This window comes from Streptomyces sp. NPDC020983 (assembly GCF_044333485.1).
In the GTDB taxonomy this organism is placed as follows: Bacteria; Actinomycetota; Actinomycetes; order Streptomycetales; family Streptomycetaceae; genus Actinacidiphila.
Window position 1 is genome coordinate 281211 of record NZ_JBIRRA010000011.1, and the last position, 10836, is coordinate 292046.

At 73.2% G+C, this 10836-nt stretch carries 10 protein-coding genes and 1 pseudogene; 2 read left to right on the forward strand and 9 right to left on the reverse strand.

What is annotated here, in order from left to right:
• The first annotated feature begins 39 nt into the window (after positions 1–39).
• On the forward strand, positions 40–1056 hold the full coding sequence (locus ACH4SE_RS25370; protein ID WP_398545760.1) for a TAXI family TRAP transporter solute-binding subunit: 1017 nt from the start codon (positions 40–42) through the stop codon (positions 1054–1056).
• A 9-nt stretch (positions 1057–1065) separates the two neighbouring features.
• Here the strand turns inward: ACH4SE_RS25370 and ACH4SE_RS25375 are convergent, their stop codons facing one another.
• Both ACH4SE_RS25375 and ACH4SE_RS25380 read right to left on the reverse strand, forming a co-directional pair.
• Positions 1066–2493, reverse strand: coding sequence for an ATP-binding protein (locus ACH4SE_RS25375; RefSeq protein ID WP_398545761.1), 1428 nt, complete (start codon positions 2491–2493; stop codon positions 1066–1068).
• A 27-nt stretch (positions 2494–2520) separates the two neighbouring features.
• On the reverse strand, positions 2521–3270 hold the full coding sequence (locus ACH4SE_RS25380; protein WP_398545792.1) for a response regulator transcription factor: 750 nt from the start codon (positions 3268–3270) through the stop codon (positions 2521–2523).
• A gap of 382 nt (positions 3271–3652) precedes the next feature.
• On the opposite strand from ACH4SE_RS25380, the gene ACH4SE_RS25385 reads away from it, so the two are divergent.
• A complete protein-coding gene (locus tag ACH4SE_RS25385; protein WP_398545762.1) occupies positions 3653–5377 on the forward strand; it encodes an FAD-dependent monooxygenase in 1725 nt (574 codons plus the stop codon).
• A gap of 15 nt (positions 5378–5392) precedes the next feature.
• Here ACH4SE_RS25385 and recX read toward each other — a convergent pair.
• The 7 genes and pseudogenes from recX to ACH4SE_RS25420 all read right to left on the reverse strand — a co-directional run.
• Positions 5393–6091 (reverse strand): annotated as a pseudogene (gene recX, locus ACH4SE_RS25390) (recombination regulator RecX); the annotation flags it as partial.
• Positions 5982–7094 (reverse strand): recombinase RecA, encoded by a 1113-nt coding sequence (gene recA / locus ACH4SE_RS25395; RefSeq protein ID WP_398545763.1) that lies wholly within the window; start codon positions 7092–7094, stop codon positions 5982–5984. The pseudogene recX and the gene recA, both read right to left, overlap by 110 nt.
• Before the next feature lie 227 nt (positions 7095–7321).
• The gene (locus ACH4SE_RS25400) at positions 7322–8476 is read right to left on the reverse strand and encodes an AI-2E family transporter (RefSeq protein ID WP_398545764.1); all 1155 of its coding nucleotides are present in this window, start codon (positions 8474–8476) and stop codon (positions 7322–7324) included.
• 127 nt (positions 8477–8603) lie between these two features.
• Positions 8604–8798 carry a DUF3046 domain-containing protein gene (locus tag ACH4SE_RS25405; RefSeq protein ID WP_398545765.1) on the reverse strand — a complete coding sequence of 65 codons (195 nt, stop codon included), beginning with the start codon at positions 8796–8798 and terminating at the stop codon, positions 8604–8606.
• Between the two features lie 58 nt (positions 8799–8856).
• Positions 8857–9159 carry an AzlD domain-containing protein gene (locus tag ACH4SE_RS25410; RefSeq protein WP_398545793.1) on the reverse strand — a complete coding sequence of 101 codons (303 nt, stop codon included), beginning with the start codon at positions 9157–9159 and terminating at the stop codon, positions 8857–8859.
• Positions 9160–9176: 17 nt separating this feature from the next.
• Complete coding sequence (locus ACH4SE_RS25415) at positions 9177–9893, reverse strand: AzlC family ABC transporter permease (protein WP_398545794.1); 717 nt, start codon at positions 9891–9893, stop codon at positions 9177–9179.
• Between the two features lie 57 nt (positions 9894–9950).
• Positions 9951–10802 carry an AraC family ligand binding domain-containing protein gene (locus tag ACH4SE_RS25420; protein ID WP_398545766.1) on the reverse strand — a complete coding sequence of 284 codons (852 nt, stop codon included), beginning with the start codon at positions 10800–10802 and terminating at the stop codon, positions 9951–9953.
• Positions 10803–10836 lie beyond the last annotated feature (34 nt).

Below are 10836 nucleotides of genomic sequence, written 5' to 3' on the forward strand. Positions count from 1 at the left end.
CTTCCCCCGCAGCGCCACCGCCTGGCAGGATCGCGAGCCATGGACCGTCGCGTGCTTCGCCCGCTCCGGCCGCAGGGCCGCCGGGCCGGGCTGCTGCGGGCCGTACAGGGCGCGCTGGGCACGGCCGTGGTTCTGGCGCTGCTGGCGTGGTGGCTGGTGCCCTCGGCCGGTCCGGCGTATCCGCACCGGCCCCTGTCCTTCGCGACCGGTGTCGCCAACGGCGTCTACGAGAAGTACGGGATGCTGCTGCAGGGGGATCTGCGGACGGCTCTGCCCGGGGTGCGGGTGACGCTGGAGCACACCGAGGGCTCGGTGGACAACATCAAGCGGGTCGCCTCCGGCCGCTCGGACTTCACGATCGCCGCGGCCGACGCGGTGGCCAGCTACGACGGACCGGGCAAGTCGCGGCTGCGCGCCGTCGCACGGCTCTACGACGACTACATGCAGCTGATCGTGCCGCGCGACTCCCCCGTGCAGTCGATCCGGGACCTGCGCGGCAAGACGGTCGGCATCGGTCAGGAGGGGTCCGGCGTCAGCCTCATCACCCACCGGCTCTTCCAGGCGGCGGGCATGGACATCGACAAGGACGTCACCGCGGAGCCGGTGGGTATCGACCAGGCGCCGGCCATGCTGCTCGACGGCAAGCTCGACGCGTTCTTCTGGTCCGGCGGACTGCCGACGGCCGCCGTCACCGCCATGGCCACGCCGCTGGCGCGGATCAGGCTGGTCCAGCTCGGCGACCAGGTGGCGTCGCTGCACGCGATGGGCCCGGAGATGGCCTACTACCGCCAGGCCGCGATGCCGGCCGACGCGTACCCGTCGGCGCAGCAGGGCAAGGCGGTGCCCACCGTCGCGGTGCCCAACCTGCTGATCACCACCGACCGCGCGGACGCCGGGCTCGTCGAGCGGCTGACCCGGGCGGTGATCGACAGCCGGGACACGATCGGCACGGTGGTGCACGCCGCCCAGCTGGTGGATCTGCGCACCGCCGTCTTCACCGACCCGCTGCCGCTGCACCAGGGAGCGGTGCGCTACTACCGCTCGGTGAAGCCCTGAGGCGCCCTGTCAGGGCGTGGGCGCCGTCCGCGGCACCGTGAGCGTCACCCGCAGGCCGGTCGGCTCGTGGTGGCCGTACGTGATCGCGCCGCCGCCCTGGCGCAGCAGCGACCGGGCGATCGACAGGCCGAGCCCTGAGCCGTGCACGTTCTGGTGCCGCGGGCTGCGCCAGAACCGATCGCCGATCCGGGCCAGCTCCTCGTCGCCCAGCCCCGGCCCGCCGTCGGCGACCACCACGGCTGCGGCCTCCTCGCGGGCCTCCACGGCGACCGTGACCCCGGCCCCGGCCGGGGTGAACTTGATCGCGTTGTCCAGCACGGCGTCCAGCGCGCTGGACAGGGCCACGGCGTCCGCCCACCCGGTCACTTCCGGGCTCCCCGGCGGCGGTCCGGCGAAGTCCAGCCCGACACCCGCCCGGTCGGCCACCGCACGCCATGCGTCCGTACGCGTACGGACCAGTGCCCCGACGTCGATCACCTCCAGGTGGCCGTCCGAGCTCTCCGCGACGGCCAGGCCCAGCAGGTCGTCGAGCACCTGGGCGAGCCGCAGGCCCTCCTCCTTCACCGACTCGGCCTCGGTGTGGCCCTCGGGAAGCTCCAGGCCCAGCAGCTCGATCCGCAGCAGCAACGCGGAGAGCGGGTTGCGCAGCTGGTGCGAGGCGTCCGCGACGAAGGCCCGCTGCTGGTCGAGCACGGCCTCGACGTTGTCGGCCATCTCGTTGAAGGAACGGACCAGGCGGCGCAGCTCGGGCGGGCCGCCGGTCGCCCGGACCCGGGACTTCATCCGGCCGGTGGCGATGTCGTGGGTGACGCGGTCGAGTTTTGCGACCGGGAGCAGTACCCAGGCGGTCAGCCGGACCGCGCACAGCACGGCGATGGCCATGGCGGCCAGTTCACCGGCCGCCAGAAGCATCCACCCGTGCAGGATGCGGGACCTCAGGGCTCCGGTGGGGGAATTGGTCACGACGACCGCGACGACGTCGCCGTCCCGCACGATCGGCGACGCGATGGCCAGCCTGCGGTGCTGCCACGGCCACACCTGGGCGGGGTCGTGGGCGCGGCGGCCCAGCAGTGCCGACTCGTAGGCGTCGTAGAGCTCGCCCTCGGCCGGCAGCCGCCACTTCTCGGGCGCCTCGGCCATGGCGGAGCTGTCGCGGTAGAAGACGCCGGCGCTGATGCCGTACAGCTGCTGGTAGCGGGCGAGTTCCGTGCGCAATGTGTGCAGCCGTTCGCCGTCCACGCTGTCGACCATCGACTGCTCCTCGTCCCGCGCGGTGACGAACTGGGCCAGGGCGGCGAAGCGCGTGGTGTCGTCGATCCGGTCGACCACGACACGCTGCTGCTGCGCGGCGGCCTGGCTGACGGCCAGCGGGATGCCCAGGGCCAGCAGGACGCCCGCCATCAGCACGATGAGCAGCGGGAGCAGTCGGGAGCGCACGGTCGGGGGCCCGGGTCGCGGTGCGGCTCAGCCGGCCGGCGGGACGACGAGCCGGTAGCCCACGCCGCGCACGGTCTCGATCATCGCCGGAATGCGGAGCTTGGAACGCAGGGATGCCACATGGACCTCCAGGGTGCGCCCCGTACCCTCCCACGCGGTGCGCCACACCTCGCTGATGATCTGCTCGCGGCGGAAGACCACTCCGGGGTGCCCGGCGAGCAGCGCCAGCAGGTCGAACTCCTTCCGGGTCAGCATGACCGCCTCGCCCTCGACGGTGACCCGGCGGGTGGACGGTTCGACGGTGACAGGCCCCAGCTGGAGCCGGGTGCGCTGCGCGGCGGGCGCCGCGGTCTGCGCAGCGCCCGCCGCGTCGGCCGCCGGAGGGGACGAGGCGGCGCTCTCCGGGCGCAGCGGCGGGCGGCGGCTGACGGCGTGGATCCGGGCGAGCAGCTCGCCGGTGTCGTAGGGCTTGACGACGTAGTCGTCCGCACCCAGGTTGAGGCCGTGGATGCGGGACCGGACGTCCGCGCGGGCAGTGACCATGATCACAGGGGTGTCGGTCCTGCGCCGGATCCGGCTGCACACCTCGAAACCGTCCTGGTCGGGCAGCCCCAGGTCGAGCAGGACGCAGTCGAAGGCGGGTCCGCCGTCGGGCAGCAGGGCCTGGATCGCCTCCTCGCCGCTGCGCGCGTGCCTGACGTCGAAACCGTGCTTGCCGAGGAGCGCCGAGACGGCCGCGGCGACCCGGTCGTCGTCCTCCACCAGCAGCAGCCGCATCTGTGCCACTTCCCCTTCTGTCGCATGCCGGTCGCCGGCCTTGCCGATCCTGATGTCCGGACCGCTCCGCCCGTGCGGCCCGGCGTCCTTCCCAAGCGCTGCGGGCCCGGAGCGGCACGCGCTCGGCGGTGCGCCCCCGGGCCGTCGGCCTGCGCTTCTCGTGACGGCATCCACCCCGATCCGGCGGGGGTGCGTCAAGGGGGTACCGGCTCGTGGGGCGGACCGTTACCGACCCGGTACGCGTCCCGGGCGCCGCCCGGTGCGCGCCGGTGCGCCCGGTGTGCCGCGCTCGCACCGCGCCGACGTGCGACTGTCGCTTGACGTGGGCAGGCGCAGTGAGTTGCATACGCTTTGTGACCGCATTCCTTCCGGAGACCGCTTCGTGGACCCGGTGATCGTCGCGGGGGCAGGCCCGGTGGGCCTGACCCTCGCCCTCGCGCTGGCCCGCCGCGACGTCCCCGTCATCCTGCTGGACGAGGCGGAGGTGATCGCCGACGCCGAGGGGCTGCGGCGCTCGCGCACCGCCGTACTCGGCCCGGCCGCAGCCGCGCTGGTCGAGCGGCTGGGGTATCCGGGCGTCCGCAGCGAAGGTGCGGCCTGGAAGGGCTGGCGTACCGTCCGCAGACGAGCAGAGGTGGCGCGGCTCGACTTCGGTGCGGACGACGCACCCGTGCACATCGTGCAGCACCGGCTCGAGGACGGGCTGCGGCAGGCGCTGCTGGGCTGCGGCTCGGTCCGGATCGTGACCGGCTGCCGGGTGGACGCCCTGGAGCAGGACGCCCGCGGCGTCACGGTGCACACCCGCGGCTCTCACGAGACCTGGTGGCGCGGCAGCTTCCTGGTGGGGTGCGACGGCCCGCGGTCGACGGTCCGCAAGCTTCTCGGGGTGCGCTTCCCCGGCCGGACGGCGGTGGACCGGCACGCCGTCGCAGTGGTGCGCGCCGAGCTTCCCGAACCGGGCGTGGCGCTGCTGCACCGCGACCCGCCCGGAGCGCCGGCCGGGCAGGAGGTGACCGCACGGCCCTTGCCCGGGGGACTGTGGCGGCTGGACTGGCTGCTGCCGGTGCAGGCCCGTGCACTGACGCCGGACGCGCTGGTGGAACGGCTGCGTGGCGCGCTCGCGGGATGGTGCGGAAGCGTGGTGCCCTACGAGGTCGTGGGCTCGGCGGATTACACGGTGCACCAGCGGCTGGCCCGGCGGTGGCGGATCCGTCGGGTGTTCCTGGCGGGCGACGCCGCCCACGTCATGGGAGCGCTGGGGGCGCAGAGCGTCGAGGAGGGGCTGCGGGACGCCGAGAACCTGGCCTGGAAGCTGGCCCTCGCGTGGCACGACGAGGCGTCGAAGGTGCTGCTGGACAGCTACGAGGCCGAGCGGCGCACAGCGGTGGGGACCCGGCTGCGGGCGACCGACCAGGCTCTTCCGCTGCTGCGGGCGAGCGGCGCGTGGCAGACGGTGCGGCAGTCGCTGTTGTCGGGATCGGCCCGCGGCCATGCGGAGATGCTGACGGACAGCCATCTGGGACGGGGTACGGCCGCCGCCTCCCAGGTTTACGGGCGCTCACCGCTCGCGCTGCCCGCGGCGCGGTCGGGCAGTGGCAGGGCGGGCGCGTCACCGCTGGTGGCAGGATGCGACACGCCTCCGGGCGGACGGGTCGACGACGTGGCGGTGACAGCGCTCGACGGAACGGTCGGCCGCCTGCGGGACCGGCTGGGCCGCGGGCTCGTGGTCTTGCTGATCGCACCCGGCACCGGGGTGTGGGAGAGCAGGCACTGGCTGACGGCCGGGCTGATGCCCCGGCTGGCGTCGGCGGTCGCTGCACTGCCCACGGCAGCTGAACTACTGGTGACCGAGTCCTACCCGGGGGCGACGGCGCACAGCGTGCTGCTCATCCGGCCGGACGGGCATCTGGTCACGGCGATGGTCGGCTGCCGGCCGGCCGAGCTCTACTCGTACGCCGATCTGGCACGCGGCGGCCCGCCGATCGCGGCGGAAGGCGACAGCGACGAGGCGACGGACGGCCCGGACGGCGACGGGCAGCCGGGGGCAGCCGGTGACATGCCGCAGGACGGTTCCGCGGGCGCCCGGGTCAGCGGTCGCACCCCGTAGAGCGCCTCCGCGCCCCTATTCCCACGGATCCGGGCCGTCGGAACCGTGCCCGGAGCCGGGGTCGGCGCTCTCTGCTTCGGCGGCGAGGGCGTCGCGCACCACCTTCAGCGCCAGTCCCTCGCCGTACCCCTTGCGGGCCAGCATGCCGGCCAGCCGGCGGATCCGGCGGTCACGGTCCAGACCGCGGGTGCCGGGCAGCCTGCGCTGGACGAGGGCACGCGCCGTCTCCTCCTCCTGCTCGGCATCGAGCAGGCCGACGGCCTCGGTGACCAGCTCGGCTTCGACTCCGCGATGGCGCAGCTCCTGGGCGAGCGCCCGGCGGGCGAGACCGCGCCCGCGGTGCCGGGACTCCACCCAGGCGTTGGCGAACGCCTGGTCGTCGATCAGCCCGACATCCTGGAAGCGCTCCAGGACGTCCTCGGCGACTTCTTCGGGAATCTCCCGCTTACGCATGGCGTCGGCGAGCTGCCTGCGCGTACGGGGACTCCCGGTGAGCAGGCGCAGGCACAGCGCCCGCGCCTGCTCCTCGGGACTGAGCGGCGGCTCTTGCGAGGCCCTCGACTCGGAAGGGCCGCCGCGCTCCTGGGACCTGCCCGCCACGGCGTCAGGCCTTGGCTGCAGCGGCCTTGGTCGCCTTCTTCGGCGCCGGCACCTCGGCCTTGGCCGCCGCCTCGGCACCGGCCGGCTCCGTTCCCGGCTGTGCTTCCGGCGTGTCGGTCTTCCGCACACCGACGCCGAGCTTCTCCTTGATCCGCTTCTCGATCTCGTCCGCCAGGTCCGGATTGTCCTTGAGGAAATTCCGGACGTTCTCCTTGCCCTGGCCGAGCTGGTCGCCCTCGTACGTGTACCAGGCGCCGGACTTGCGGACGAAGCCGTGCTCGACGCCCATGTCGATGAGACCGCCCTCGCGGCTGATGCCCTGGCCGTAGAGGATGTCGAACTCGGCCTGCTTGAAGGGCGGCGCCACCTTGTTCTTGACGACCTTGCAGCGGGTGCGGTTGCCGACCGCCTCCGTACCGTCCTTGAGCGTCTCGATCCGGCGGATGTCGATCCGGACGGAGGCGTAGAACTTCAGCGCGCGGCCACCGGTGGTGGTCTCCGGCGAGCCGAACATCACACCGATCTTCTCGCGGAGCTGGTTGATGAAGATGGCGGTGGTCTTGGACTGGTTGAGCGCGCTGGTGATCTTGCGGAGCGCCTGGCTCATGAGCCGGGCCTGGAGACCCACGTGCGAGTCGCCCATCTCGCCCTCGATCTCGGCCCGCGGCACAAGGGCTGCCACGGAGTCGATCACGATGAGGTCGATGGCGCCCGAGCGGACCAGCATGTCCACGATCTCCAGCGCCTGCTCACCGGTGTCCGGCTGGGACAGCAGCAGGTTGTCGGTGTCGACGCCGAGGGCCTTGGCGTACTCGGGGTCGAGGGCGTGCTCGGCGTCGACGAACGCCACCGTGCCGCCGGCCCGCTGGGCGTTCGCCACCGCGTGCAGCGTCAGGGTCGTCTTGCCGGAGGACTCCGGGCCGTAGATCTCCACGACCCGGCCGCGCGGCAGCCCGCCGACGCCGAGGGCCACGTCCAGGGCGGTCGACCCGGTGGAGATGACCTCGATGGGCTCATTCGGCCGGTCGCCCAGGCGCATGACCGCGCCCTTGCCGAACTGCCGTTCAATCTGCGCGAGCGCGGCGTCGAGCGCCTTGTCGCGGTCGTTTCCTGCCATGGGTTCCACCCGGGATGTCTGGTTCGATCGCTTCACGTCCACGACGCTAGCGCCTGCCACTGACAACGCGCCGGGAACGTCGCTCCGACCTGTGGATAACTTGGGCGGCTCCGGCCTGTCGCTCGGGCCGGAATCCACGCCGCCGACGCGGAGAATCGGTCCGCGCTCACCCATCAGAATGGATGTTCGAATTCCGTGTCAAGCGACCCGCCGGGGAGCTCCGGCCGTCACAGCCGCGGATCGGTCACCTCGTAGCGTCGCACATAGGCGGCGAAGAAGCCCTGCAGTGTGGCGGTCGCCGGAATGGCGATGAGCGCGCCCACCGCCCCGAGCAGGGCCGTTCCCGCGACGACGGAGCCGAAGGCGACCGCCGGGTGGATGTCCACGGTCCGCGCGGTGATACGCGGCTGGAGCAGGTAGTTCTCGAACTGCTGGTAGACCACGACGAAGCAGAGCACCCACAGGGCGTCCCAGGGGTCCTCGGCGAACGCGATCAGGACCGGCAGCGCACCCGCGAGATACGTGCCGACGGTCGGGATGAACTGCGAGACGAGGCCGACCCACACCCCGAGCGCGGGCGCGTAGGGCACTCCGAGGATCTGCAGCAGGACGTAGTGCGCGATCCCGGAGATCACGGCCATCAGCGCCCGGGAGTAGAGATACCCGCCCGTCTTGGCGACGGCGATGTCCCACGCACGCAGCACCTCGGCCTGGCGGGCGGGCGGCAGCACGGAGCACAGCGCGCGACGCAGCCGCGGGCCGTCGGCGGCGAAGTAGAAGGTGAACAGCAGCACGGTGAAGAGCTGGAACACCGTGCCGACGACGGTGGCCGACAGCCCCCACACGCTGCTCGCCCCGTTGGCGAGATAGGTGCGTACCCAGTCGGAGTGCAGGAAGTTCTCCCGCAGCCGCCCGGTGTCGAGATGGGAGTGGAAGGTCCGGTTGATCCAGGCCACGACATCGTCCACGTACTGCGGCAGATTGCGGACGATGGTGCCGATCTGGTCGACCAGCAGCGACCCCAGGGCGACCAGGAAGCCCGCCGACGCGATCAGCACGACGAGCATGACCAGGCCGGTGGCCAGACCGCGGCGCATTCCCCGGGTGGCCATCCAGTCCACCGCCGGCTCGATGGCCACCGCGCAGAAGAAGGAGATGAGGACGTTGACCAGCAGCCCGACGAGTCGACCGAAGACCCAGTGCGCGAACTGGTAGCAGGCGACGAGGGCGAGCGCGAGCAGCAGGGCGCGCGGCAGCCAGCGGGGCATCCGGGCTCGCGGACCGGGCCGGCCCGGGGACGGGGGGCCGGGAGGGCCGGTTCCGTCGTCCGGCGGCTGGGCAGGAGGCTCGACCGGGTCGGGGGTGCCACCGGTTTCTGCCACGCGCCAAGTTTCGCCTCACAGGGAACGAAAGTCCTGATATCCGGTCATTCGGCGCAGTGACTGGGGCCGGCGCGAACACCGCGGGGCGGGGCGGCGGCCGCAGGCCCGGGCCCGCCGCTGCCCGCGGTCAGCGCCGGGCCGCAGGGACGTCCATCGCGGCGCACACCGCGCGCCACACGTCCTTGGCCTCCCAGCCGTCCTCCAGCGCCTGGACCACGGTCCGCCCGCCCAGTTCCGACATCACGTGGTCGCGCGCGAAGGAGTCCGCATAGGTGTCACCGAAGTGGGCGCGCATTCGTTCCCAGAAAATCGTCAGCCGCATGGCTGCCAGTATCGCGCGCGGCCGAGCGGATCACGCAGGCCACCGCTGCTGCGGCCGGTCACAGCCTCCCCAGCGCGCGCAGGGCGGCGGTGACGGCCACGGCGGCGCCGATCACGACCAGGAACGGCGCCCGGAGCAGCAGCGCGACACAGGCTGCCGCAAGGCCCGCGGCCCGCGCGTCCACGGACAGCCGCAGCTGGTCCGTGCCGAAGGTCTGCAGCGCGGTGAGCCCCGCCAGCAGCGCGATCGGCACCAGCGCGGCGAGCCGCCTGACCAGCGGGCGGTCCAGCACCCCGGCCGGTATCGACAGGCCCAGCAGCTTCACCGCGTAGCAGCCGGCCGCCGTGGCGCCGATCGCCATCCACGTACCCTCCGCCGTCACCGCTCCTCCTCGTGAACGGCCGGGGCGGGTGCCGCGGCCCCGCTGCGACGGCCGGTCTGCACCGCCAGCACCACCGGCGCCGCGAGCGCGGCGACCAGTACCGGTACCCCGGCCGGGAGCACCGGCAGGCAGCTCAGGGCGAGCAGCACGGCCAGGGCCGCCACCGCGCGCTCCGTGCGCCCCTTGAGCATGGGGGTCAGCAACGCGAGAAAGACGGCCGGGCCGGCCGCGTCCAGCCCCCATACCGCGGGGTCGCCGAGCGCCGCGGCGCCCAGAGCACCGCCCAGGGTCGTCAGGTTCCACAGGGCGTACAGGCTCGCGCCGGTCACGGTGAATCCCAGCCGGGCGCTCGCGCGGTCCGGCTGGGCCAGGGCGACGGCGGAGGTCTCGTCGATGACCCACTGCGCGGCAGCCGGGCGCAGTGCTCGCGGCAGGCTCAGCAGCTGGGACAGGCGCAGCCCGTAGAAGGCGTTGCGGACGCCGAGGAAGAGCGCGCCCGCCGCCGCCGCGAAGGGGTTGCCGCCTGCGCCGAGAGCGCCGACCAGGGCGAATTGCGAGGCGCCCGTGAAGACCAGCAGGGACAGCGCGCAGCTCTGCAGCGGGCTCAGTCCGGCGCCGGTCGAGGTCACGCCGAAGGCGAAGCCGGAAAGGCCCACGGCCACTCCGACGCCGAGGGCGTCGCGGATCACGCGTGAGCGGGAGGGGGACGGCAGGTGTTCGGACGCCTGGTCCGGCTGGTCCGATGTCGGTGGTGCGATCACCCGTTCAGGCTAGGAAGGCCCCGCCGCGACGTCTTGTACGTTCTTGCGCTCCCGCTGGTAGGCGCCCGGTGGGACGCCGACGATCCGGGTGAAGTGGCGGTTGAGGTGCGGCTGGTCGGTGAAGCCGACAGCGGTCGCGACCGCTGCGGGCGCGACACCCGCGTCGAGCAGGCGGCGGGCGGCCCTGACCCGCTCCCCGGTCAGCCAGGCGTGCGGCGGCAGTCCGTAGGCGGACCTGAACGCCCGCAGCAGCGCGAACGGGCTGGTGCCGAGCTCGGCGGCGAGCGCTTCCAGGCCCGGCGGATGCGTGAGCCGGGCGAGCAGCAGCTCCCGGGCGCGGGCGGCAAGGGTGGGGCCGCCGCCCGCGCCGCCACGTGCGGCCCCGGGCCCCGAGCCGTGCCGGGCCAGGAGACGGGCGAGCAGCAGGCGCAGGCAGGAGTCCGCCGCCAGCGCGTTGTCGCGTTCCGCGGCCGCGTGCACGTCGGCGATCATCCGCGCGGTGCCGGGGTCGTGCAGCACGGTCGTGGTGAAGGAGGGAGTGCCGCGCGGCAGGGACAGCTCCGCGGCGACCGCCGTGACGACCTGCGGCGACGGGTAGAGGACGCGGTAGGCCCAGCCTTCTTCCGCGCCCGCGTAGGCGGAGTGCGGGGTCTCGGGGTTGATGAGGACGACACTTCCGGCCCCGGCACGCTCGGCTCCGCCCGGCAGGCCGATGCCCTCGACACCGCTGGTGACGGCCGCGATCACGAACCCGTCATGCGCATGCCGGGGAAAGGTGTGCCGGATGTAACGGGCATGCAGCAGGTCCACGCCGGGCAGCGCGGGGTGCTCCCAGTGCCTGGCCTGCTCGCCTCGGGTCATGAGGTCATTGTGGCGTGCTCGCGCCAGGGGTTAT

Excerpts from the sequence above, each read along its gene's own strand:
- ACH4SE_RS25370 (WP_398545760.1), top strand. The coding sequence starts at position 40 with ATGGACCGTCGCGTGCTTCGCCCGCTCCGGCCGCAGGGCCGCCGGGCC.
- ACH4SE_RS25380 (WP_398545792.1), bottom strand. The coding sequence starts at position 3,270 with ATGCGGCTGCTGCTGGTGGAGGACGACGACCGGGTCGCCGCGGCCGTC.
- recA (WP_398545763.1), bottom strand. The coding sequence starts at position 7,094 with ATGGCAGGAAACGACCGCGACAAGGCGCTCGACGCCGCGCTCGCGCAG.
- ACH4SE_RS25405 (WP_398545765.1), bottom strand. The coding sequence starts at position 8,798 with ATGCGGCTGACGATTTTCTGGGAACGAATGCGCGCCCACTTCGGTGAC.
- ACH4SE_RS25410 (WP_398545793.1), bottom strand. The coding sequence starts at position 9,159 with ATGGCGATCGGCGCCACGGCGGCCGGCTGCTACGCGGTGAAGCTGCTG.
- ACH4SE_RS25420 (WP_398545766.1), bottom strand. The coding sequence starts at position 10,802 with ATGACCCGAGGCGAGCAGGCCAGGCACTGGGAGCACCCCGCGCTGCCC.